Origin of the sequence: Legionella lytica (genome assembly GCF_023921225.1) — a bacterium.
GTDB classification, from domain to species: domain Bacteria; phylum Pseudomonadota; class Gammaproteobacteria; order Legionellales; family Legionellaceae; genus Legionella; species Legionella lytica.
The window spans coordinates 1-22,943 of sequence record NZ_CP071528.1; the positions used below are offsets into that span (position 1 = coordinate 1).

The following is a 22,943-nucleotide window of genomic DNA, read 5'->3' on the forward strand; positions in this document are numbered from 1 at the left end:
ATGGCCACGAAGAAACCTAAAGTTTTAGTCGTTGCTAATAATAAAGGTGGTGTTGGAAAAAGCCTGATTAGCCAATTAATATCGACTTACATTGCTTTTAAAAAAAATAAAAAGGTCTTGGTCCTTGATTTTGACCCCCAAGGCAATATGTCTTATCGATTTCTTCGCGATACACGTATTCGCGATATGTCGAGTTATAAGCCTCCATTGCATCCGGATTACGATCCCAATAACCCTGATGATGATGGTTGGGACGGTCGTTCATCGGCTTTGGACATGTGGACTGAAAATCCTGTAGTACCCTATCCAACTGATCTTGAGAATTTAGATATTCTTCCTAGCGATGCGGGATTAATCAAGGATATCGAAGCTTTTGAATACAGTGACAGTCTTGAAAGTATTGTACAGCGCCCCTATGATTTTTTTGCTATGGACGAATTTATCGATTGTGGTTATGACTTGATCCTGATTGACACGCCTCCGGCAAAAGGTCCTTTAACGCAAAGTGCTATTCGGGCTGCTACCCATGTGCTAATTCCTTTAGAGCTTAGCAACAAATCATTGCAAGGTTTGGCTGGAATGGTTGATTTGGTCAATCGGCAAAATGTCTATCGTCCCAGCAATTCACAAGCGAAAATTATTGGATTATTGAAAAACAAAGTGGATTACAACAAGCGTACTCCTCAGAATCGTATAATTGACACCATTATGTCTAATCCTATGTTAAGCCAGTTGTTAATTGAAGAGATTGAAGTTCATGATTCTCCAAGAGCTGTTGATATCGATGAAGATCAAGCGCCTATTACGGCACCTTATACCGAATTAAAAGATAATGATCGATTTGCTATTGAAGCACTTGCTTTGGGTGAATTTGTTTATAAAAAAGTATTGGGAGAAAAAGAACGTGTCCATCAAAAAGAAACTAATGGCGAGCTCGTTAACGTCGAAAGTGAATAAACCTGATACGATTACACGTGCAGGCATTACAGCGAATCTAAAATTTACTCGGGGCAAGCAGCTTGTTGAGCATGACCCTTTTTCTCTGATTCCTGACCCACAGAACCCAAGACCAGGTGAAATTATCGACGAAGCCTGGTTGCGGGCTATGTTACATATTGGTACGGAGCAATCTTTATGTAATTTTTCAGAATCTGGTGATTATGTTATTCCTGAATATTCTGAATTGCCTTGTGAGAATAGTGAGTCATTAGAAGACAGTTATAATGCACTTCGTGATTTAGCTTTTTCTATTCGCAATGATGGATTAATTCAGCCAATCGAGATTTTTTTGGCTGACCGACAAAATGATCCAGATTATTTCCGCAATTCAAATTTAGAATATGGCTATGTAATTTTAGAAGGTCATCAACGACGACTTGCTGCAATGATGGCTGGCGTTTCAACAGTGACCTGTATTGAGATCACTGATGAGAGCATGTTAGCTAAGCTAAAAGTGAAACATCGAAAATTAAGAAGACAGTTATCAGAAAATAATCTAAGAAAAGGTTTGACTGTTTCTCAGAACTTTCAAATTGTACAGGCATTATTTTCTGATCCAAGCAGTCACTCGCTCACTAAAAAGGAGTTGTCTGGCATCATTGGTTTTAATGAAAGTATTGCTAGTGCTTTGCGTTCTATCTGTACGAAGCCTGAAAGTTATCCTCCAGTTTTCTTCTCGAGAATTCATGAAAACAAATTAACTTTTAAAACAATTAGGGCCCTGGTTCCTAAATCATATGATGAAATAGAGCATGCTTTAACTGCCGAACCTGATTTAAATGAAACTCAACTTAGTATTCCTCTTGAAAAAAGCCCTAAGCCTCGTGGAAGACAAGGTGGCGCTATCAAGAAGTCTGCTACGTTTAAGGTAAATGATGAGCAGGAGTCCATTAAGATGCAAACATTATTACTTTCCAGGTTTCCAGAAATTGAAGAGATTGAAGGTGAATTGTCTTTTAAGAGCCTAGAACGGGTTTTAAATATAATTAAGGAAATGGCTGCTGGAGAGTTAGCGTGACCCGGGTCACGCTTCCGTAACTTATTGATAAATAAAGAAAAAATTACATTTTTGATTTTTTTGATTCTAACAAGGGAAGCTTATGACTGAAAAAAGAAAAAGTAAAAAGTTGTTTTTTGCTTCGCCACAAAAAAAGGAAAAATGGCTTGTATGCATACGCTTTCCAAGAGACATTAAAGAAAAGCTTAAGATACAAGCTGATAAGGAATACAGTGGGCGAGGGAAGCAATCATTACTTATTGAAGATGCGGTTAAGTACTATTTATATACGCTTGCAGAAATTAAATGGGCTGAATACGAAAAGGATCTTGATTACTGTGAACTCATTGATGATATTTATGAAGGATTAAATCAAGGCCCTTTGGAAAATGCGACACAAGTATTTTTTACTGAAGAAACAAAAACTCAAATTCTAGAGCTAGAGAAAAAGATTAAACTAACCAAGCCTCTTATGAAAGATGTACGCACAGGTTTGATAAGAAAGGCGGTTTCAATTAGGCTCAGTTTGGGCGACAAAGCCTTTTTTGATTCAATTATGAGTTACAGTGATTAATATTAGGATGATTGTATGCGGCGAGGAAAAGGGTATTTTTAATGGAACATTTACATAGTATTAATTGATGTGAAAAAAAATGTAATATCAACAATTATATTTCTTTCTTTATTATTGTTTTTGTTCCATTAAAATAAGTTATTTATTAAATAATTTAGGATGATAGGTCACCTATTTTATTATATTCGCTATTTGATTGTGCCATCGGCTCTCTCTAATCAGGCTATTATATAAGTAAGAGATAAAGGAGAATATCATGACCAAATACAGTAAAGGAGCACAAAAAGAAGTAGAAAAAGAAATGCATAAATACAAAGAAGGCGAAGCCTATAGTGGCAAAGGAGATAAAAAGGTCACTAGCCGAAAACAAGCTATAGCGATTGGATTATCGAAAGCGAGAAAAAAAGGTAAAAAAGTTCCACCTAGAAAAAATTAATTCATATTCCTAATCACGTGGATTTTTTTTCAGGGCTCGCTATGCCATTAGTAAATGGTACTTGTTTATGAGCAATTAGAATATTTATTTTAATAGCTCATCAAGGAGTAATGATTGTTCGAAATGCCAAAAATCCTCCAAGGATCCTTTTTGATTGCGTTAATCGTTTAGGTAATGCTGCAATTGTGTATAATTTGTCTTTAGTGTACTTTTGCTTAGCTCACTCCATGCAAGGGGGTAAAACAGGGGTATGTGGCCGGGCAGGGGTTGAATAAACGCTTATTGCCGAGGTAGTACGCTGATTTCGCAAATAATCGATAAAAATTTTTCCGGATCGTTTGGATTTGGTCATTTTATTAATATAAACCTGTTTTAACTGCTCTAATAGTTGCGCAAACGCAAGGGTGAATTGTTATCAAAGTTGTTTCGTAATCTGATTATCTGGATATAAGAGCTGGTGTGGATTACTGATAATAAATTTCTTTTCTTGCGAAGGGGAGGGGGGATCACCTAATAATTTCGCATATACCTTATCACTTCGGTTGGATTTTTGTCAAATCGTAACCCTTTAAAGCTCTAGTGGCGTAAGTGGCCGTTTCAGACCATTCAGCAAACAGTGCTTCACAAACAAATTTTGATTTTATCCGTATGCGTGGGCAGAGCCAGGAGGCACGGAGCTAAATGGGTTTAAGCTTTGTTTATCCTGTACTAGTAGCTGATAAATATCTCTTTCCGTTGCCGCGGTAAATCCAGGACTATATTGATGATTAAATTCAATCCACCTTGTTTATTATACAACCTAAAAAGTGAGCCAAAGTATCTCTTCCACCTTTAGGAGGTGTATATCCTCCAATTACCACTCTTGACGTTTAACGCATATTATTTTAGCCAATTGTAGCTTCGGTTTGATTGATAAGTGCTATTTATCTGTTTCTATATAATGCCTTCATAAAACTAATTGCAAAATTGCTGCAGTAATTTTTTTTGCTTTAATCACCTGTACAGTGTATCGAAGTATGGACCTAGCCTCATTGGCATTACTCCTTATGTCTAGAGCGCTTGATTTTTGAGGGTTTTCTGGTTTTTTGCTTCATGCTTTCTTTTAATAAAGAAACAAAATCAACAACTGCATCATGACTTGGGGCTGCTTTTGTGGTTTTTCTATCAGAAATAGTTAATTTATTTACTTGTTGATCAAGCCATTTTTGTAGGGTTTCGCGATAATCATTGTGGTATTTGTCAGGATTCCATGGAACACTCATATCATTAATTAAATCGACAGCCATTTTTATTTCTTTATCTGAAATCTTATAAGTTTTGGCTTCCTCTTTAGGTACATTTAGTTCTTCTTCATCACGAATTTCGTCTTTGAAATGAATAAGATATAAAAGAAGACTATGTTGATGGGGTAGGATTAGGCTTAAGTATTCTTTAGTGCGTAGGATGGTTTTGGCTACACCCACTTTACGCGTTTTTTTCAAGGCTTCTCGCAAGAGTACATATGCTTTTTTATTTTTTCCTTCCGGTATTAGGTAATAGGGCTTTGCGTAATATAAATTGTCGATCTCATTGAGATCAACAAACTCTTCAATGTCGATGGTTTTAAATAGTTCAGGACTTTTTTTCTCAAAATCCTTTTCATTTACAATGATGTAATTACCTTTTTCATATTCATAGCCCTTAACGATTTCATCCCAGGGCACTTCTTTACCAGTTTCTTCATCGACACGTTGATAGCGGACACGAGAGCTCGTTTTTACATTAAGCAGGTGGAAATGAATCTCATTATTTTCTTCTATAGAAAACAACGAGACTGGAATAGACACCAGCCCAAAAGAAATGTCTCCCTTCCAAATTGATCGCGCCATTCCTAGCTCCATGTTGTCCAAAGAACACCACAAGAAAGAGTACTGTGGTAGAAATAATTAGTGGTTTATTAGTATAATTTTAGAACTTAAGACTGAATTGTTCAAAAATTTAACTTAAGTAAGCCATTTTAGTTCTTCTTATCTAGTTGGTTGAGAAAGTCAAAGCACTGCTCGAGAGAGAGGGGAATATTTGCATTTCTTAAGACATAAGCATACGTTTGTGAAATAGGTAAAAAAAGCCAGTTTAGCGTAAGCCGATTCTATTTAATACTGTAAAAAATACGGTATTCTATGGGATTAAAGATATTGTCATGTTGTTTTTCCCTGCATCTTTAGGATGTTCTATGATTTGTATAAATTTTGGTTATTTCCGCCCCTATAAAGAAAATTTGCGCTGAATAGTAAACCCATATTAACAGCACAATGACTGAGCTTGCTGCACCAAAGACAGAAGCAATCTCGGCTTTATTCAAATAAAAGCCAATGGCTATTTTACCCAGACTAAACAATAAGGCGGTAATTAGGGCTCCGACCCATATATTGCTCCATTTGAGCTCAATATACGGCAGACTTTTAAACATAAGTGCAAAGAGTAGTGTGACTAATAGAAAAGAAAATGAGTGACTAATTATGAGTTCGAGGAAGATGTTCGTACCAATAAAATAATTAATGTGGCTGCTTAAAATAGCTAATAGGGCACTTAATATTAAAGAAGAAAATAATAAAAAAGCAAAAATTAATATCATCGCAAATGATACAAATTGATTTTTAATCGCCGCAAACCATTTTTGATGAGGATGAATTTGAACACCCCAAATAATATTTAATCCTTCTTGAATGGAGCTAAATACGCGTGAGGCGCTAAATAATAGAACGATAATACTAAAAATGCGTGCGAAGAACGCTGTAGAATGGTGATTGACATTTTTTATCATTTCTTGAATTTGGAGAGCTGTTTGCTCTCCTAATAAGGAACTGACCTGTCCTAAAATTTGCCCTCGGGCAGCATCCTCTCCAAATAATGTTCCCACTAAGGAGATGCAAATCAATAAAATAGGTGCTAGAGAAAATAGGGTGTAATAAGCAAGGGCTGCGGCAAGGCTTGATACGCGATCGTTTTGCCAATTGATATACAGTTCATGTAGCCAGCCAAATTTTAAAGTCATAATGAGTTCATAAAAGTTTAACTAATCATAGCCTAACTTATCGCTAATAGACTTTCTATACTAATCTCGTATTTGAGGAAAACCATAATTGTTAAAAATTAATCACCAACTAAAATGGTCTATCTTGATTGCTAATAAACGTTTGTTAGACAATAAAAGAGGGAGTGATTATGGATAACAAAAGCATCGAAAAATCATTTGAAAACACAGATGATAAAATAGAGGGAATTGTGCTGCATCTCTTAAAAAAATATATAATAAAAAACGAATTATCATCGCAAGACATGGAGCTCAAAGAAGAGCAAGAATGTGAGCATTAGAGCAAATAATGTTAAGGGCCTCCTTTATCTGTAACCCATATTAGCGTGGCGTAATATGGGTTATTCAAGATTTGATACAGACTCATAAAGTTCCTAAAATAGATCAAGATAAAATTATCGTACTTGATAAAAATTTGACGGACCGATGTATCCTTCATTAACTGAATGAAAAAAAGTTGCACTTAGCTGTTGAAGCCAGGGGCCAATAAGCCCCTAACAAATATACTTAAAAGGTTATCTTTTTCTTTTTATATTTTGTTGTTCTTCCGCTTCTTCAGAAATCTCATTATTATATTTATCCTTTTTACGCTTTAGTGGATTACTATTTTCTGCATTAAAGAAAATGGGTGAATAGCTACTTTTAAATGAGCTACTTAGATCTTCGCTGTCCTGTTGGTTTAAGTTGTACAAATCATTTACCAATAAGTCTAATACCATAAAATCATTCGAACTATTTATTTTACGGATGTTTTCGAGTAAGTTGGAATTGATTAGCTGTTTTTCGAGAAGAATGATAATTAAATGCCATCGCTCATAATCAAGTAAAAGAGAGAGTAAGCTAGGGATTGGGTAGTGTTTAAATAACTGTGTCATCTCTTTTAACTTGTTATAATTTAACACTTAAAAGAGGTGCATATGAGTAAGAAGACAATTGATTTATCGAATTTTGATTTCAACGAGTTCAAATCAGAAGCATTAGCGCAGTTAAAATTAGGACAATCGCTCACAGGAAAAGACGGAATCCTTACCCCCTTAATTAAAGAGTTATTAGAGTCTGCCTTAGAAGGAGAAATGGATTCTCATATGATGGACTGCTCTGAGACAGGTATCGTCAACCGTCGTAACGGTAAAACGACTAAAACGATTAAATCGACCACTGGCGTTTTTGACTTGGAAACGCCTCGAGATAGGGATGGTAGTTTTGAGCCTGAGATAGTCAAAAAACGTCAAACAGTACTCAACGAGTCACTCGATAATAAAGTCTTGGCACTTTATGCGATAGGCATGAGCTACGAGGCAATAAGCGAGCATTTATCGGAGATGTATGGATTAGAAATCTCCAGCGCTAAAATCAGTTTAATAACCGATAAGCTCTTACCGCTGATTACTGAATGGCGCAATCGCTCCTTAGAATCGGTATACCCCATCGTATTTCTTGATGCCATGCACTTTAAAGTACGTGTTGACGGCAAGGTCATCAGTCGAGCCTTTTACACGGTTCTCGCTGTTAACTCAGAAGGTAAAAAGGATATTCTAGGACTCTATTTATCTGAGGCAGAAGGCGCTCGTTTCTGGCTTGGTGTCTTAAATGACCTTAAGGCTCGCGGGGTAGAAGATATTCTTATTGCCAGCATCGATGGGCTTAAGGGATTTCCTGATGCCATTACCGAAGTATTTCCTCATACTGAAGTGCAGCTTTGTGTTGTTCATCAAATTCGCAACTCATTGAAGTATGTGGTCAGCAAAGACCAGAAGGCCTTTATGGCTGATTTAAAACTTGTTTATAAAGCGTCAAGCAAAGACTTAGCGGAGCATCATCTGCTTGAGCTGGAAGAGAAATGGGGAAAAAAATATCCTGCTGTAATAAAGTCTTGGAATAATCACTGGGAAGCTCTATCACAGTACTTTAAATATCCAGAAGAGCTCAGACGTATCATTTATACGACCAATATTGTCGAAGGTTTTCATCGACAAATTCGCAAATACACTAAAAATAAAGGCGCATTCACCAGCGAAAACGCCCTTATCAAACTCATTTACTGTGCTGCTCAGAAAGTACTGGAAAAATGGAATCAGCCCATGCACAATTGGGCGCTTATCGTGTCCCAACTACAAATCTATTTTGAAGACAGACTAACTTTGGGGCTTAGATAAGCAATGAGGTGACACAGTTAAATGAACACTCTCAGGGATTGGCGTATCCTGTAGTACAATTTTAGGGTGGAGTAGTTCCGCAGTAATTAAATCTTTTTTTGCGAATTTTTCAAGCAGCTCCCATTGACAATTTTTTCCTAGCAGATAAAGTACATTTTGTCCTTGAAAAATGTTTTCTGATGCGATGGTTACTTCAGGCATGGAGCTGAGCATTGAGGATGTAATTAGCTCTTTTTGTAAAAGAAAATCAATTAAATCCCACTGCTTATACTTTGCTAAAAACCACAATAGATTTATCTCTTGAAGTGATTTTTCCAAAACCATCTGTACCCACAGAGCGAATTCTTTCCTATTCGAGATGTTTACGCGACTTGGTAAGATAAATGTGCTTACTTGAAGATTAAATATTTCTGGGGTAATTAATTCTTTAATATCAAAAAATTTTCTAAGTATTTCCCATTGCTGGGTGCGCGCTAAAAGATGAAAAATATTCTCATCGTTAATTGTGATTGGCTTTATTACAGCAGGAGTAATTAATTTTTTTTGTAAAAGGATATTAATTAAACCTACTTGTTTTGCTTCTACAAAATTGAATAAGAGATAGGCTGATTTTGATTTAAGGAGTAACTCTTCCGTTATTAAACCTTCTTGGTTGAATAATTTTTCAAGTATACTCCATTGAGAATTGGCGCTTAATTCCTCAAGAACACGTCTATCTTCATTGACTGGCGTCAACATGGCTGTGGTAACTAACTTTTTTTCCACCACAAGAGAAATTAACTCCCATTTTTGATTGCGGAATAAAGCACGCCAGAATTTTTGTCCATTTATTGCTTCCTGTCTTATAGGAACTAATAATTCTGCAGTAATTACATCTTTTTCTAATAAATTTTCAATAAAATCCCATTGTTTTCCACGAGCTAATAAATCTAATACATTATATTCTTTATACCTACTCTCTTCATTTAATGGGCAAGAGGAGAAATGTGATGAATGAATAAGGCCGTCAGATATTAACGATTCGATTAAACCCCATTGTTGTTCAGCAACGAGAGTCCATACTATGTTGACATTGTCATGTTGATTATAAGAGATTGTCGCTAGGAATTGTTCCCTAGTGAGGTAGCAATTATCTAATAAATTAAATATGTAATTCCACATTTGAGCATGCGCGGCATACCCAAGCAAAGTTGTTTTTCCTACGTTTTCAAAATCACAGATCACGTCAAATATGGCCATCTTGGTTTCATAATCATCCTTGTTGGCTATATAATGTAATATTTTCCTTGGATAACGGATTATTAGGTCCTTTAAACCAGCTTTATTCTCCTGGGTGGGGTCTAGAAATGAACGTGGATACATATCCTCTAAATTCAAAATACAATTAATTAAACCATTATTCCAGATTATCTTAAGTAGCTCGTCATCTAAAGAGGCTAATAAAGACTTTGTATCCTCTGGAAATAGTACACACAGCTGTTCTATGACGAAGCAATAATGGACTTTGTCATGATCATTTAAATTCTCAATATTAATTTTTCTGAAATCTTCTAAGGTTATGGTCCTTAGTAACTGATTGTCTTCACACCACAATAGGCCGTGATGAAAATGAACGGTAAGTTGTGAATTAATTTTAAGTGTGAACCGTTGGGTAGGGGTAAGATAGTGCTCGCTAAAATTTCTCATAATTTTAGGCTCAAGAGCTTTAATTACAGCAGGTAATTCCAGGAGAACAATTATATTCTTGTCATCAAGAGCGGCCAAATCATAGAAGCTCAAGGTAATTAATGCCCCATATTTCGCGTTCCATTGCTCTAACACCTGGCTGATCAGCATGGATTCTTGCTGAAATAAAAAGGTATTATTCCCTTCTTGAGAAAAATCTTGAGCGTTTGCGCTAAGCGATTTCATTTCATCGCTCAATTCACTATACATCCAGCTTAAATCAGTGCGAAGCTTAAGCCATAAAATTTCTAACATCCTAGATGGTGTGGCTTGTTCCTGAAGCATTTTTTGGTAATGCCATATATGTTCAGGAATAATCTCTTTCTCTAAGTCGTCGATATAGGTGTCATCCTGTTCTAATAAACCAAAATCTTTAGCGACAAGGTTGTAAAAGGCATTTGCATAATGAATTTCAAAGGCTTCGTAATTACCCGAATCAGAATATAGAGATTGAACGTAGGGAGTGCTATGTTGACGAATGAACTCGGTTTTAATTGCTTGCAAGGTATTCTTGATGCCTTTATACGCTTTGACAGCATTTTGGGCTTGCCGAATGTGGGTTACAATTCCATCAGCACATACATCCACGTTTCTTTGCAACTCCATTAAGGCATTTTTTTTCTCATCAAGAGGGATGAGCTCGTCTTGCAATAAAAGCCATAGTTCTTCGAGTGCTTGTTTTCCTTCTGAAAAAAATATGGCTTCATGGGCGCCGAAATAATTATTTCGATCAAATAAACTGTTTCTCAAGATCTCAAAAGCTGGAGTTACTTGCTCAATGTTTATAGTTTCATCATCCAGCATGATGCGGCACTGATGTTCAGCGCACCAGTCGTTTAGTTTGTTCAATAATGACTCATACTGGGATTTTAATAGATTAAACTCGGGGCTTTGGCGAAAATTTTCTAATTGTTCCTTAATCTCAATCTGAGCATCTCTAATAAAATACCGTCCCTCTTCATCATAAATGTCATAAACATTAGGCATTACAATGGAATCAGAAGAAATAAAAGATTTTGTAAACATTTGATTTAGCATAAGAACCTGTAGCCAATAATATTTGTTCACATATGCTACAGCAAGATATTATTTAGTTCAATTGCGGTATGTCGTAAAATATAGATCAGGAACGGAGTTATTTTGGATGACGTATGTGGAGAATGATGCTGGTTAATGTCCTATGATGAATTAACGTGGACTGAAAAGTGAAGACACTCAAAATACTATTCCTTAGTAGCGGCTGGCAAAGAGATCATTACTCTTTTTCTTCAAAAGCAATGGGAATGTCTTGAAAAAAATAGAGTAGAGGCAATAATAAGAGTATACAAGTCAATTAACTCTTTTCAGGATTTTCGAACATGCTGATAGATATCCTTAAGGTTGGTTGCTTGATGTTCATTATTCTTTCCTTAGGAATGTTTGTCTTTCAAAGGAATTTGATTTATTTCCCCGCACGGGAAGTGCCTAGTCGGCAAGTTTATCATGCCACGGATATGCAAGAACTGCATCTTAAAACCAGTGATGGCATTGAGTTACTGGCCTGGTATAAAGCGGCTAAAGAGAATCAACCAACCCTATTATTTTTCCATGGAAATGCCGGTCACATTGGCCATCGCATGTTTTTAGCGCGTGCATTTTTAGATGTGGGATTTGGCGTGTTACTTTTGCAGTATCGTGGTTTTGGTGGCAATAAGGGAAACCCCACAGAGGAGGGGCTTTATATTGATGCCCGTACCGCCATACATTTTTTACAGCAGCAAGGTATTTCGTCAGCGCATTTAGTACTTTATGGTGAGTCGCTAGGCACCGGTGTCGCGGTAAAAATGGCTACAGAGTTTCCTGCCTGTGCTGTGGTGCTTCAATCCCCATTCACTTCCTTAGCGGCTGTTGCGCGTTATCATTATCCGTGGATTTTTATAGCACCATGGGATAAATATGACTCGATTGGGAGGATAAATAAGGTTAAATCTCCCTTGCTTATTTTACATGGTAAACAGGATCAGCTCATACCATTTGAGCAAGGATTAGCACTTTTTAATCAAGCCAATGAGCCCAAAACCTTTGTTGCCTTGGATGGTAAAGGTCATAATGATCTTTGGGACTCGCAGTTTGTCAAAACGGTTATAGATTTTATCCAATTCCATTGTAAATAGGATTTTGTATTATTATTCATGTCATATAAATATTCATGAGGTATGCGAGTATTTAAAAACCTGTAGTCAGTGCAAATCACGGGTGCCATGCCACACATTCCTGGATTGCTTCGTCACTCTGTTTTTCGCAATGACTGCGTAAGGGTTCTTTAACCGGAAATCTTCATCAGTATTAGCCCACCAATAATTAATAATCCCGCGATTATTCTTGCTAAATTTGTGGGTTCTCCTAGAAGAACGATACCTAATAAAAATGCCCCTACTGTACCTATCCCCGTCCAAATGGCGTAAGCTGTGCCTAAGGGAAGGCTTCTCATGGAGATGGATAAAAGGATGAAGCTAAGAGTCATGGTGATAAGTGTAATAATCGAAGGGAGCAGTTTCGTAAAACCTGAAGATTGCTTCATATAATATGCCCAAACAACTTCAAGTAATCCCGCGAAAAATAAATAGATCCAGGCCATTTTATTAGTCCTTTTAACTTAGTCTGGCCGTCCAGAAATGATAAACCATGATGGATAAGGTCGTCCTTATAGCTACATTTTAGCATTTCCTGGTGACCTGGGAGTATAGTACTGATCAAAAAGTTTATTTCTGAATTTATAATCTGGATCAAATTTGCTTTTTAAGCGGAAAAAATCAGGAGCATGTGAGTATGCTTTTAAAAACTGAGTATTGGATGCAATAATTTGATAGGGCAAATAATAGCTTCCTTTCTCGTCTAACGCTGCATCTATTAAGGAAGAAGTCCATTTTTTAACCTGCATTTTATCTGGCTCGGTAACCCCTTGTTTGTAATAAATAACAAATGAAAAAACTTCAGTTCTAGACCATGACAAATAAGACTCATTGTCGGGTAGTGCATGGCGGATGGAAATATTTAAAACATTCACCTGATCTTGCTTAAGGATAGAAATCATTTTTTTAGCGAATGAATCAAAATTATTGATGGGAATAAAATACTCTTGCAGTACGTAGGTGGATTTTGTCCGTGACGTAGGTTCTATGCTGAGTACATCATAACTTGCTTCATAGTTACGCCATTCGATAATAGACCCTAAATTTTCGTATCGATTATAAATATGTTGCCTAAAATATTTTCCTGATTTGGTATCCGATACCCAATTTAAAAGAAATTCTTGGTAAGCAGAAGGGCGGCTTATCGGGGCTAGTCTTTCTTTTATTGTGACAGGTTCCTTTGTTTTTTCCCAGGTTACGGCATTAATGTATTGAAAATTAGGAGGATATAAATCGGCATTATGAAATATAGCACTGTGTGAGTGGCGAATATTTTGGAGAAAGTATGCTTTATAATCAGCCACTTTCATTTTTCGCGCTATTCTTTTTACTGGAGTATTCGTACTTAGAGTGAGGGTAGCCTCTACAATGACACCAAGTCCGGCATAGCCACCAATGGCACCGAAAAATAGTTCGCTATTCTCATCTCTGCTGGCGTTTACGATTTGTCCATTGGCAAGCACAATTTTAATTGATTTGACGGATTTAATAATCGCCCCTTCATTTACATAGCGCCCATGGGCATTAACACTGAGCGAACCACCGACAGTAAAGCTGGAAAATGACTGCATGATTTGTAGTGATAGATTATATTTATCAATCGTTTCTTGAATTTTTCTCCACGTAATCCCTGCTTCTACAGTGATTAAACGCCTTTCTTTATCAATCGCTAGAATATGATCCAGGTCTCGCATATCAATAAACAGAGTATTATCCGTAGCGATTTGGCCGCCTTGGCTAAATCTTCCCCCTCCAATTGAAATTGGACCAGGATGATTTTTAATTAACTGGCTTATCTCGTCTACAGATTTAGGAGTCAGGATTTCTTTTACTACGATAGGATTTAATAAGGTAATGTCATTCACGATTGGGGTTGAGGCAAACGATGTGTTGAATAACACAAACGCTATAATTAATTTAGAGAAGAGAAAAATCCCTTTCTTGATGCAGAATTGAAGCGACATAATTTCCTAATTGGACTTAGATGCGCTAAAGATAATACATTATTTTTTAGACATAGTGGTAGAGGTTAATGGTAGGGTCTCTTACCAACCAGACTGAATCTGCACGCCAACATAATTTGAATTTTTTCCCTCCACAGCTCGAAATCCACTTTACGTAGAGTAGTTGCTGCTGTGATCTGATTACCGAGTACTGTGCATGAACTTAGCAGCAAGCTATAAAACAGTATACCCCCGGGGTTCATTTACTGCTTAGTAATGGGGTTCTGCGAGTCTTCTTTGCTCTTTATTTGCTCGTGAATTTCTGCAATGTAGCCGCCAGGGAACTGAACCATCGCTGAGATACGACCTCCAGAAGTAACTGGTGCAACAAGAATCCTCGCCCCAGCAGCTTGTGCTTTATCTAAAGTTTCTTTTAAGTTTGGCACTTCATACCCGGTCATTTCGTGACCATAAGGCCAGTTTAAATGCCCATTCGTCACAATGACTAGCATTTTACCAAAGCCTGATTCTATAGACATACGTCGATAAGTAGTCCCTGGCTGCCCAATTTCTATTCCTGATGCCTTAGGATCATCAGCAACAATTTTGCCTCGAGCAAAGCTGGAGAAACGTTGAGCAAACAAATTAGCGCGATCAGGGGAAACATAAACTCGATTTTCTGGAATTGTTGCTAAAGGTTCATACGATGGAGGGGTTGTATGCCAGTAGATTTGCATGTTTACACCACCTGGCCACTGAATAATTGCGTCACGACCAATTGGATCAGTAAAGGGTGCTACGAGCACATCAGCGCCAGCAGAACGTGCGGCCAGAATCGCTTTATCAAAATCATTAACCAAATAACCGGTTCTTTCAGTGCCAAATGGATGAGGTATTGGTGTTTTAAACCCAAAGACAGAAATTGTCCCGGCGGGAGTTAATGCCAATTGTGACATTGTCTGACTGGGGGTAGGTGTTACTTGAAAAACACCTTTCTTTGATGTTTTTCCACCAAAAGTGCTGACAAAACTGGAAACAAAACGATCAAAATTTTCAGGAGCAACATAAACGTGGGTGGTGTCATATTGAGATCCAACAGCAAAACCTGGACTTTGCATTGCATGGGCTATGCCATGAGTCATAATGAATAAAAGAAAAGCACCTATCCCTATTTTTTTCATGTGAGTATCCTTACCAAAGTAATGAGTAAAGTAAGAGGTTAGTGAACTGCATCCTTTTACCTGGTGTTTACTAAATCGTTTTTCAAAAAGTGCGTAAAATTATACATTTATTTAAATTCTTTGTAACCATTGCCACATTACAGCTCCCCTTGATTGGCACGTAAAACATCCAATATGGCCTATACTTGATCTATTGGCTGGGGTGGTTATTTATCCACCACATTTCATACAAGGAAGAATGCTATGGATAAGCAAATCGAGTTACTCACACCTAAAAACTCTGTTCTTCTAATGATTAATTATCACCCACAAATGGCTTTTAGTGTCACCACTATTGACCGCCAAAGCCTCAAAAACAATACGAGTGCTCTAGCCAAGCAGGCAAATTATTCAAAGTGCCTACCATTCTTACCTCTGTGGAAACAGAAAGCTTTAGTGGATTTATTTGGCCTGACGGGAGTTGATTGTGCTTACACCATGGTACACAAGCAAAAGTCCAGGAGTGAGCCGAGTCCTTATCATTCCGGGAGCTGTGGGAATTAATTCCCTTCAGGCCCCTCATAGGAGAACCTAGAGATGGATACTATTTATTACAATGGCAATTTTAAAGGTTCAGGTATCAGTAAAAGAATTACCGCTGTTGCTATTAAAAATCATCGATTTGTGCAATTTGGTTCAGATGAGGAAATGATGAAGCTGAAAACCTCATCAACTAAGTTAATCGATTTACATAAGCACACAGTAGTTCCAGGCTTAAATGACTCACATATTCACCTAATTCGTGGCGGCTTAAATTTTAATATGGAGTTACGCTGGGATGGGATTCGCAGTCTTAATGAAGCCCTGCATATGCTCAAAGAGCAGGCTGCCCGTACCCCAGCTCCGCAATGGGTTCGTGTAGTAGGGGGCTGGACTGAATTTCAATTCAAAGAGCGTCGAATGCCTACCTTAGAGGAAATTAATGCAGTTTCTAAAGACACACCTGTTTTTATTTTACACTTGTACGACCGGGCATTACTCAATAAAGCAGCACTCCATACGATTGGCTATGATAAAAACGCTCAAGAAATTCCTGGAACAAAAATTCAACGTGATAAATCAGGTAATCCCACAGGAATGTTAATTGCGCACCCTAATGCCATTATTCTTTATTCTGCATTGGCGCAAGGGCCTAAATTGGGCCGCAGCGATCAAATTAATTCGACCTTACATTTTATGCGTGAATTAAACCGCCTTGGAATTACTAGCGTCATCGATGCTGGCGGTGGTTTTCAAAATTACCCCGATGACTATGACGTCATTCAACAATTAGATAAAGAAAATAAGCTCACTTTACGCATCGCTTATAATCTGTTCACTCAAAAACCAGGACATGAGCTTGAGGACTTTACCCATTGGACACAAACCTCAAAATACCAACAAGGCAATGATTATTACCGTCATAATGGCGCGGGAGAAATGCTGGTTTTTTCTGCAGCTGATTTTGAGGATTTTCTACAACCTCGTCCTGATCTACCCGAGGTTATGGAAGCGCAATTAAAACCAGTCGTTGAGGTTTTGGCACAAAATAAATGGCCTTTTAGATTGCATGCAACTTATGATGAATCCATTGCGCGCGCATTAACTGTCTATGAACAGGTGAACGCTGAAACCCCCATTGATCAATTACACTGGTTTTTTGACCATGCCGAAACCATTTCGGATAAGTCTATTGAACGAGTACAAAAACTCGGTGGAGGTATTGCGATTCAAGACAGGATGGCTTTTCAAGGTGAGTACTTTAGTGAACGTTATGGGAAAGAAAAAACTATACGCACGCCACCAATTACTAAACTTATGGAAGCAGGTATTCCTGTAGGCATGGGAACGGACGCGACTCGAGTTTCTAGTTATAATCCATGGCTATGCTTGTATTGGCTCACGACTGGAAAAACGGTGGGAGGACAATCGTTATATCAAGAAGATAATATTCTTTCTCGTGAAAAAGCATTGGAGCTTTATACGAAAGGAAGTGCTTGGTTTTCCAATGAGCAAGAGCACAAAGGTTCATTTCTTCCCAACCAATTAGCTGATTTTGCAGTTCTTTCAAAAAACTTTTTTCAGGTCCAGGATGAAGAAATCAAAGATATCTATTCACTTATGACGGTTGTTGGTGGGGAGGTTGTTCATGCATGTGAACAGTTTTTGAAATTTAACCCGCCATTACCTCCAGTGAGTCCTTCTTGGTCTCCGGTAAAATATTACGGTGGATATAACCGCGATAAACTATTTACTTCTGTTGCACGTCTAGTCCATCCACATCATCATTCGTCGCCTCATTGCCAGCATACGTCATGGCAATGGGGTGGATGTTTTTGTTGGGCATTTTAGAGGGGAAGAGAGAAGGGAAGTAAGATTAACTTAATTTTTGACTTGATGTTCTTTTCATGATTACATTAGCCAAAAATTATATAGATGGTTTCTCAACGTGAACGAAAAGTCTGAAATTTTGTGCCCTAAGCTCACCAATAAAGAATTTGCGGCACTTTTTATGGGAAGGTGGAAAAGAGCACCTCATGCAAGAACAACGGCAATTAATTATACTTTTGATCTTAGCTTCATCCCGGCTGCGCTAGAGAGACGCGCTCACAAAGAACATCCGAACGTAACAATGGAACCTTTAACCTTATCTACCCAAAAAAGGGTGAGGGTTGCTCTTGGTTTATGGCGTGTTGCTTGTGGTGAAACCATAGAATTTAATTATAAAAACACTCTCTCTACGAGTCAGCCTGGAATCATCTTCGCTCTGTGTAAACAGTTTAGACATCAAGGTGAAGCCTGGAATCATTATGAGAATGGTGGGTATCAATATTCGCTAATCTGTTTGTCCTATAATGCGGCAAATAGTCGGTATAAAAATACTATTCCCCATGAAATAGGCCATGCTTTAGGCATTGCTCATCCTCATGAAGTCGAGTCAGTGAAACAACAATTGCTGGTCATAGCTCAGGGTAGGGGATGCACCGTTATGGGTTATGATTGGCTATTGGCGAGCCCAGATAATTTTTGTAGCTCGAATAAGTACTGCCCATACGGAGAGGGGCATGCATTTGTTCCTGGGCCATTGGACCAACAAATATGTACGCGTATTTATGAGTTCCCCCCGTTTTCAGAAAGGATTCTATTGAATGGGCTAAGGACCGGATTTTTACATAGCGCTGCTGAATCAGCTGTTGCCTCTTTTTTATCCCATATCAAGCTGTTGAATTTAAATCCGGAGATGGCGAATGCACTTTCGCTGACTGCCTTTATTTTAATTCGTAGTTATTCAGGCAATGCGGGCTTTAGTTTAACTAATTCATTAGCATTAGTTGAACTCACAGCGCTCATAAGGAAAGAAACTCATGTTGATGTGATTCACTTTATTAAAACAATGTCCAATATTATTGGTATTATGATGCACTTTTATGAGCTTTATAATAATGAAGATGCTTTAGTAAAACTCTTTTATTTAAGTACGATGCTTGCCGCAAGCTTCGCTGGTGCAGGGCTTGGCTCACACATAGGCAAAACAACAGCGAGTTTCACAAATACCATTGTTGATAATTTCAGTTCACTTTTTAAGTGGGGAAAGCAGGTTGTGGTTACGGTATCTAGCATTTTTAGTCCGATTAGTTTTTTTAGTAAAAAGAAACCAACCAATGAAATACCATCTGAATCAATGGAGTTCAATCCTGAAGTAAAACAATCCTAGAAAGTATGAGTTAATCGCCCCAAAATCTACTTACACACCCATTCAAGATAAGATAACTTTTGAGAAGTAAATTTTTTTATTGGTTAATTCTTCTGGTTAACATAAGCTCAGAGTTTTGTGCCGCGGCCTCCTGGATTACTTCGTCACTACGTTCCTCGCAATGACGGAGTATTGTTTTGAGTGATTATTCTTCAATTTCAATCGTGTTGCTAAATACTGCCCCGTCATTGCGAACGTAGGGAAGCAATCCAGGGTGTCGTGCTTTGAGTTTTACACCTAACTTTTCTTTTTCGTGCTTTGTAAGCGAATTCCCTTCTCTTCAATAGTAATTAGACCACGTTTATAAAGTTGCCCTATTGCGCTTTTAAAATTCTTTTTGCTTTCAGCAAATGCAAGCTGAATTTCCGTTGGAGAACTTTTGTCATGTAAGGCTAAGAAACCACTGGATTGTTCCAGTTTATCCAGGATACGTTGTGCTAAGTCATTAATGCTGTTTTGTCCTATCTGTCTTAAAGTAACATCAATTTTGCCATCATCACGTACTTTTTTAATGTATCCCTTTAGCTTTTTGCCATAACCCAATGTTTGGAAAATATCATCTGCATGGATTAATCCCCAGTGGCGGTTGTTAATAATTACTTTTCGGCCTAAAGGTGTTGTATCCGCAATAAGGAGATTAACTTCTTCGCCAGGTTTAAAATCAGCTTTTGTCTTATCTAGAAAGTAATCGATTTTTGAACTGGCAATAATGCGTCCCTGATGATCTTGCTTTAAATAGACAAGATAAGATTTCCCTTTTTCCATGGGGCTATGTTGTTCTGGCTTAGGGACTAATAAATCTTTGTCCAATCCCCAATCCAGAAACGCACCAACCGCATTTACATCAACTACTTTTAAAAAAGCACAACTACCTACTTTGGCATGAGGGCGTGTGGTTGTGGCAATAATTTTGTCTTCTGAATCAAAATAAATAAATACATCCAGCACATCACCTACTAAAGCGCCTTTTGGTATTGATTTATTGGGTAATAAAATTTCTCCCCATTCGCCTCCTTGTAAATACACGCCAAAAGGAACCTCTCGTACCATTTTTAATTTATTAAATTGTCCAACTTTAATCATGACTAAACTCGTTGCTCTTAGATTCGTAAAGCTTAACACAGAACAGATAATGTGTTTATTATTTGTTGATGTTGCTACACAATCACAGCAGAGCGAGTTTTTTCTAATAAGATAATATCTGTACCACGGATGTTCGCTATTTTTTTGACTGCTGTTGTTTCCTGGAGGAGTGTATGTATCTGCGCAAATAAATCAAAACCATGATGTTTTAATGGGCGTAATAAAAAATAAGCTTTACCTTGATCTGCAAGGGCGTTTTCTAAGGCGAGAATATAATTCTGAAAAGAGCTATCTAAATAAAATCGACAGCGATTTTTAAATTCGGAAGGTGATAGCACTCCATGGCCGAGTAGGAAATAGGGGGGATTGCTGATAATCAAATCATATTTTCCTTCCCACTTTTTTTCATGCAATTCATCATAATTTATAAGATGCCAATGGCATTGAAGTTCAGGGCGATTGATATGGGCCAAGTTTTGATGAAAATAGTCCGTATAAATATCCTGGACTTCAATAAAATCAATTTGTCGGATTGCCGGCAGATGCCAGGAGAGCTCCATACCCACGACCCCACAACCTGCGCAGAGGTCCAAGATGCGTAGTGAACTCAGAGCGGAGTGCGATTGTAATTCAGTTGCAACGAATTGCGCGAGCTGAACTGAGTCAAGACTAAAATGATATTCGTCAGGTTGTTTGTAATTATAAGTAAAAGGCATTATTTGGGTTCGTTCCGCATGGGATAAATCATTTGGAGCTGCGTAGACGGTTTATTTTTTTATTTTAAGTGATTTTATTGGTCAATTATAGTCTCTAGCATCTTTTTGTTCCACCAATAACGACTCCACTGTCCTGTGAAGTTGCATATCCTCCTTAATTGTGAAGGGCTAATCCCTCTTTTGAGAAATTAACCCTTCACATTTCCTAAAAAAGTTAATTGCCTTCTCTTTAATTAAATAAAAAATTGTTTCGCGCAAGATGTATAGAAAACGATTTTTTTGTGAAAAAAAGAAGTAAATTGTTAATATTTCCTTAATATTTCATCCGTATTATTATTTTTTCTCAACTAAAACGGGTGGAATCGTTATGCCATTTAACATAGAACTATCAATAGGCGAACCTTTTGTTAAGCTGCAAATTTCTAAAAATACTATAACGCTTTATTTTTATGGTGCAGAAGACGAAAAGATAGAGGCTGCGGTAAAAGCATGGGACTATTTAGATGGGAAGTTTTTAAGCTCTATCCCTGGATATAATGCTGATTGGTTCCGCGGTCCAGATGCCCCTCATATAAAAAGAAATCATACTCATAAAGGTGAAACAGATGTAATTCATTTTCACCGTGAATTTACCATGGAAGTTACACCAGAACTGCTGTCTTTATATTTGAATAAGTTTTGGGAACAACAGAATAAGGTTGATGCAGGCGAATTTAAATTTCTTAACAAAGGAGAGATAGAACATATTCTAACTATCTTTGTGACATATTATCAAGAATATAAAGGAAGTTTTGTAGAAACCTTAGTGGAAGAACAGACGACACTTACTCGAGAAGAAAGTACGAGTTATGAGCGAGCTTTAGAGCGCAAGCAAATTGCTGATGCGCACCTTCTAAGAGCTTTAAGCATGTTTGCTGCTCTAAAAACAAGCTCGACGACCATTTATGTTTCTGAGGAAAACTGCACTATCATGTAAGACAGTATTTTTTCGTGCCAAAGCGTACTTTGGCACGAAGAGTGCCGTTAACACTAGTGTAACGTCTGTTGTATGTATGCACGTGTATGTTTGTCTGCATGATTTTTATAGCCCTTATAAAAACCACGAGCAATTAGATTGATTAGCGGATCGGTTACTCCATTTAAAAAGGCATACTGAATGTTATCAGAGCAATGGTGTGCCCTATGGTGCTTTTTAGAAAGTAATATGTGGTGATTCTGTAGCCATAGGATGAGTCGATTTTCTTCAGTGGCGTTATGACACCAATAATGCGATACCTCGGCAACAGATGAAAAAATGCCAAAGGCGACCAATCCTGTATTTAAAGAAGCCCCCAAGTGAACATTGAACTGAATCCCTACTAAAGCAAATAAATACACCAATAACCAAAATTTAGTTCCTGACTCATCAAAATAGACCTTTAATGGGTGCCTTACAGTATAAAAATATTTTGCATGATGTAGGTGAAATGCAGCAATATAAGGTCCAGCAGCAGATGTATAATAAGTGTTATTATCCATATACATATGTACTAAACCATTGACAAAATCGGTAATGATATAAGTAATAATCAATACTGATATTAAACAAAAAGAAGAAGTCCTTTCATAGGTATAAATTAAATTAAATAACGTAATTGCTTGCAGTGAGATGATTGAGAATGACACCAGTCGCTCAAACGATTTATATTTCCAATGGCTTAAATACTTTTGAATGGCATGAATAAATTCGTTAACTTTATTATCACTATTAGAGTCTAGAGTGGCCATTTTTATTATTTATTAGTACGATTAATTTCAGCTAGACGTTAATGATATCTGAAATCAAACCGCAATACCGTAAAAAATACGGTATGAGGGGTGTATTTGACGAAGTAAAATACATAATGTTTCTTATTTAAGTTATTTGTAGTGAGGCTTGAAAAAGATTTTTTAGAATTAAAATTACATCGGATTGAAGCCAATGTGCAGCCAACCAATACTCCATCTATTCGTTTTGTTACGCAAAATGGTTTTCGCAAAGAGGGATTTTCTCCTCGATACCTTAAAGTAAATAATCAATGGTGCGATCACTTTAGATTTGCGCTTACTTATGAGGATTGGCTCGCTAAATAAGACCG

Annotated in this window: 22 protein-coding genes and 1 pseudogene; 12 read left to right on the forward strand and 11 right to left on the reverse strand. The window is 37.4% G+C overall.

Translation table 11 applies throughout. The features are described from left to right. From J2N86_RS13995 to J2N86_RS14010, 4 genes are all read left to right on the forward strand, one after another. Positions 1 to 957, forward strand: a complete 957-nt coding sequence (locus J2N86_RS13995) for a ParA family protein (protein WP_252582601.1) — start codon at positions 1 to 3, stop codon at positions 955 to 957. Further along, positions 905 to 2,017, forward strand: a complete 1,113-nt coding sequence (locus J2N86_RS14000; protein ID WP_252582602.1) for a ParB/RepB/Spo0J family partition protein — start codon at positions 905 to 907, stop codon at positions 2,015 to 2,017. Before J2N86_RS13995 ends, J2N86_RS14000 begins: the two co-directional genes overlap by 53 nt. Before the next feature lie 82 nt (positions 2,018 to 2,099). After that, positions 2,100 to 2,570, forward strand: coding sequence for a hypothetical protein (locus J2N86_RS14005; RefSeq protein WP_252582603.1), 471 nt, complete (start codon positions 2,100 to 2,102; stop codon positions 2,568 to 2,570). Between the two features lie 256 nt (positions 2,571 to 2,826). After that, on the forward strand, positions 2,827 to 3,006 hold the full coding sequence (locus J2N86_RS14010; RefSeq protein WP_252582604.1) for a DUF6496 domain-containing protein: 180 nt from the start codon (positions 2,827 to 2,829) through the stop codon (positions 3,004 to 3,006). Between the two features lie 220 nt (positions 3,007 to 3,226). Here the strand turns inward: J2N86_RS14010 and ligD are convergent, their stop codons facing one another. The 3 genes from ligD to J2N86_RS14020 form a co-directional block, all read right to left on the reverse strand. Then, a complete protein-coding gene (ligD, locus tag J2N86_RS16270) occupies positions 3,227 to 3,358 on the reverse strand; it encodes a non-homologous end-joining DNA ligase LigD (protein WP_407659003.1) in 132 nt (43 codons plus the stop codon). Between the two features lie 685 nt (positions 3,359 to 4,043). Then, positions 4,044 to 4,874 (reverse strand): non-homologous end joining protein Ku, encoded by an 831-nt coding sequence (gene ku, locus J2N86_RS14015; RefSeq protein WP_252582605.1) that lies wholly within the window; start codon positions 4,872 to 4,874, stop codon positions 4,044 to 4,046. A 332-nt stretch (positions 4,875 to 5,206) separates the two neighbouring features. After that, positions 5,207 to 6,040 carry a YihY/virulence factor BrkB family protein gene (locus tag J2N86_RS14020; protein ID WP_252582606.1) on the reverse strand — a complete coding sequence of 278 codons (834 nt, stop codon included), beginning with the start codon at positions 6,038 to 6,040 and terminating at the stop codon, positions 5,207 to 5,209. A 170-nt stretch (positions 6,041 to 6,210) separates the two neighbouring features. Between J2N86_RS14020 and J2N86_RS14025 the strand changes: the two genes are divergently transcribed. Then, positions 6,211 to 6,360 carry a hypothetical protein gene (locus J2N86_RS14025; protein WP_252582607.1) on the forward strand — a complete coding sequence of 50 codons (150 nt, stop codon included), beginning with the start codon at positions 6,211 to 6,213 and terminating at the stop codon, positions 6,358 to 6,360. A 234-nt stretch (positions 6,361 to 6,594) separates the two neighbouring features. Here the strand turns inward: J2N86_RS14025 and J2N86_RS14030 are convergent, their stop codons facing one another. Further along, complete coding sequence (locus tag J2N86_RS14030; RefSeq protein WP_252582608.1) at positions 6,595 to 6,954, reverse strand: hypothetical protein; 360 nt, start codon at positions 6,952 to 6,954, stop codon at positions 6,595 to 6,597. 42 nt (positions 6,955 to 6,996) lie between these two features. On the opposite strand from J2N86_RS14030, the gene J2N86_RS14035 reads away from it, so the two are divergent. Continuing rightward, positions 6,997 to 8,235, forward strand: coding sequence for an IS256 family transposase (locus J2N86_RS14035; RefSeq protein WP_133138134.1), 1,239 nt, complete (start codon positions 6,997 to 6,999; stop codon positions 8,233 to 8,235). On the opposite strand, the gene J2N86_RS14040 is transcribed toward J2N86_RS14035, so the two are convergent. Beyond that, positions 8,215 to 10,986: a hypothetical protein gene (locus J2N86_RS14040; RefSeq protein WP_252582609.1), complete on the reverse strand. Its 2,772-nt coding sequence runs from the start codon at positions 10,984 to 10,986 to the stop codon at positions 8,215 to 8,217. The genes J2N86_RS14035 and J2N86_RS14040 overlap by 21 nt on opposite strands. Positions 10,987 to 11,318: 332 nt before the next feature. Between J2N86_RS14040 and J2N86_RS14045 the strand changes: the two genes are divergently transcribed. After that, the gene (locus J2N86_RS14045; protein ID WP_252582610.1) at positions 11,319 to 12,113 is read left to right on the forward strand and encodes an alpha/beta hydrolase; all 795 of its coding nucleotides are present in this window, start codon (positions 11,319 to 11,321) and stop codon (positions 12,111 to 12,113) included. Positions 12,114 to 12,262: 149 nt separating this feature from the next. Here the strand turns inward: J2N86_RS14045 and J2N86_RS14050 are convergent, their stop codons facing one another. The 3 genes from J2N86_RS14050 to J2N86_RS14060 form a co-directional block, all read right to left on the reverse strand. Then, on the reverse strand, positions 12,263 to 12,577 hold the full coding sequence (locus J2N86_RS14050; protein ID WP_252582611.1) for a DMT family transporter: 315 nt from the start codon (positions 12,575 to 12,577) through the stop codon (positions 12,263 to 12,265). 72 nt (positions 12,578 to 12,649) lie between these two features. Next, positions 12,650 to 14,095 (reverse strand): FAD-binding oxidoreductase, encoded by a 1,446-nt coding sequence (locus tag J2N86_RS14055; RefSeq protein WP_252582612.1) that lies wholly within the window; start codon positions 14,093 to 14,095, stop codon positions 12,650 to 12,652. A gap of 242 nt (positions 14,096 to 14,337) precedes the next feature. Further along, entirely contained in the window at positions 14,338 to 15,216 is an 879-nt protein-coding gene (locus J2N86_RS14060; protein WP_407659007.1) for a VOC family protein, read from the reverse strand. A gap of 282 nt (positions 15,217 to 15,498) precedes the next feature. Between J2N86_RS14060 and J2N86_RS14065 the strand changes: the two are divergent. The 3 genes and pseudogenes from J2N86_RS14065 to J2N86_RS14075 form a co-directional block, all read left to right on the forward strand. After that, positions 15,499 to 15,710 (forward strand): annotated as a pseudogene (locus J2N86_RS14065) (hydrolase); the annotation flags it as partial. Positions 15,711 to 15,831: 121 nt separating this feature from the next. Beyond that, positions 15,832 to 17,625 (forward strand): amidohydrolase, encoded by a 1,794-nt coding sequence (locus J2N86_RS14070; protein ID WP_252582614.1) that lies wholly within the window; start codon positions 15,832 to 15,834, stop codon positions 17,623 to 17,625. Between the two features lie 97 nt (positions 17,626 to 17,722). After that, the gene (locus tag J2N86_RS14075) at positions 17,723 to 18,988 is read left to right on the forward strand and encodes a zinc metalloprotease (protein ID WP_252582615.1); all 1,266 of its coding nucleotides are present in this window, start codon (positions 17,723 to 17,725) and stop codon (positions 18,986 to 18,988) included. A gap of 276 nt (positions 18,989 to 19,264) precedes the next feature. On the opposite strand, the gene J2N86_RS14080 is transcribed toward J2N86_RS14075, so the two are convergent. Together J2N86_RS14080 and J2N86_RS14085 are read right to left on the reverse strand one after the other, a co-directional pair. Further along, complete coding sequence (locus tag J2N86_RS14080; RefSeq protein WP_252582616.1) at positions 19,265 to 20,110, reverse strand: CvfB family protein; 846 nt, start codon at positions 20,108 to 20,110, stop codon at positions 19,265 to 19,267. 74 nt (positions 20,111 to 20,184) lie between these two features. Further along, positions 20,185 to 20,826 (reverse strand): methyltransferase, encoded by a 642-nt coding sequence (locus J2N86_RS14085; protein ID WP_252582617.1) that lies wholly within the window; start codon positions 20,824 to 20,826, stop codon positions 20,185 to 20,187. Between the two features lie 367 nt (positions 20,827 to 21,193). Here J2N86_RS14085 and J2N86_RS14090 point away from each other — a divergent pair, with 367 nt between their 5' ends. Then, on the forward strand, positions 21,194 to 21,802 hold the full coding sequence (locus tag J2N86_RS14090; protein ID WP_252582618.1) for a hypothetical protein: 609 nt from the start codon (positions 21,194 to 21,196) through the stop codon (positions 21,800 to 21,802). Between the two features lie 53 nt (positions 21,803 to 21,855). On the opposite strand, the gene J2N86_RS14095 is transcribed toward J2N86_RS14090, so the two are convergent. Then, positions 21,856 to 22,593 carry a fatty acid desaturase family protein gene (locus tag J2N86_RS14095; protein ID WP_252582619.1) on the reverse strand — a complete coding sequence of 246 codons (738 nt, stop codon included), beginning with the start codon at positions 22,591 to 22,593 and terminating at the stop codon, positions 21,856 to 21,858. A gap of 141 nt (positions 22,594 to 22,734) precedes the next feature. Between J2N86_RS14095 and J2N86_RS14100 the strand changes: the two genes are divergently transcribed. Continuing rightward, positions 22,735 to 22,938: a GNAT family N-acetyltransferase gene (locus J2N86_RS14100; protein ID WP_322790925.1), complete on the forward strand. Its 204-nt coding sequence runs from the start codon at positions 22,735 to 22,737 to the stop codon at positions 22,936 to 22,938. Positions 22,939 to 22,943 lie beyond the last annotated feature (5 nt).

Excerpts from the sequence above, each read along its gene's own strand:
- J2N86_RS13995 (WP_252582601.1), top strand. The coding sequence starts at position 1 with ATGGCCACGAAGAAACCTAAAGTTTTAGTCGTTGCTAATAATAAAGGT.
- J2N86_RS14005 (WP_252582603.1), top strand. The coding sequence starts at position 2,100 with ATGACTGAAAAAAGAAAAAGTAAAAAGTTGTTTTTTGCTTCGCCACAA.
- J2N86_RS14010 (WP_252582604.1), top strand. The coding sequence starts at position 2,827 with ATGACCAAATACAGTAAAGGAGCACAAAAAGAAGTAGAAAAAGAAATG.
- ligD (WP_407659003.1), bottom strand. The coding sequence starts at position 3,358 with ATGACCAAATCCAAACGATCCGGAAAAATTTTTATCGATTATTTGCGA.
- ku (WP_252582605.1), bottom strand. The coding sequence starts at position 4,874 with ATGGCGCGATCAATTTGGAAGGGAGACATTTCTTTTGGGCTGGTGTCT.
- J2N86_RS14020 (WP_252582606.1), bottom strand. The coding sequence starts at position 6,040 with ATGACTTTAAAATTTGGCTGGCTACATGAACTGTATATCAATTGGCAA.
- J2N86_RS14025 (WP_252582607.1), top strand. The coding sequence starts at position 6,211 with ATGGATAACAAAAGCATCGAAAAATCATTTGAAAACACAGATGATAAA.
- J2N86_RS14030 (WP_252582608.1), bottom strand. The coding sequence starts at position 6,954 with ATGACACAGTTATTTAAACACTACCCAATCCCTAGCTTACTCTCTCTT.
- J2N86_RS14035 (WP_133138134.1), top strand. The coding sequence starts at position 6,997 with ATGAGTAAGAAGACAATTGATTTATCGAATTTTGATTTCAACGAGTTC.
- J2N86_RS14040 (WP_252582609.1), bottom strand. The coding sequence starts at position 10,986 with ATGTTTACAAAATCTTTTATTTCTTCTGATTCCATTGTAATGCCTAAT.
- J2N86_RS14045 (WP_252582610.1), top strand. The coding sequence starts at position 11,319 with ATGCTGATAGATATCCTTAAGGTTGGTTGCTTGATGTTCATTATTCTT.
- J2N86_RS14050 (WP_252582611.1), bottom strand. The coding sequence starts at position 12,577 with ATGGCCTGGATCTATTTATTTTTCGCGGGATTACTTGAAGTTGTTTGG.
- J2N86_RS14055 (WP_252582612.1), bottom strand. The coding sequence starts at position 14,095 with ATGTCGCTTCAATTCTGCATCAAGAAAGGGATTTTTCTCTTCTCTAAA.
- J2N86_RS14060 (WP_407659007.1), bottom strand. The coding sequence starts at position 15,216 with ATGACTCATGGCATAGCCCATGCAATGCAAAGTCCAGGTTTTGCTGTT.
- J2N86_RS14070 (WP_252582614.1), top strand. The coding sequence starts at position 15,832 with ATGGATACTATTTATTACAATGGCAATTTTAAAGGTTCAGGTATCAGT.
- J2N86_RS14080 (WP_252582616.1), bottom strand. The coding sequence starts at position 20,110 with ATGATTAAAGTTGGACAATTTAATAAATTAAAAATGGTACGAGAGGTT.
- J2N86_RS14085 (WP_252582617.1), bottom strand. The coding sequence starts at position 20,826 with ATGCCTTTTACTTATAATTACAAACAACCTGACGAATATCATTTTAGT.
- J2N86_RS14090 (WP_252582618.1), top strand. The coding sequence starts at position 21,194 with ATGCCATTTAACATAGAACTATCAATAGGCGAACCTTTTGTTAAGCTG.
- J2N86_RS14095 (WP_252582619.1), bottom strand. The coding sequence starts at position 22,593 with ATGGCCACTCTAGACTCTAATAGTGATAATAAAGTTAACGAATTTATT.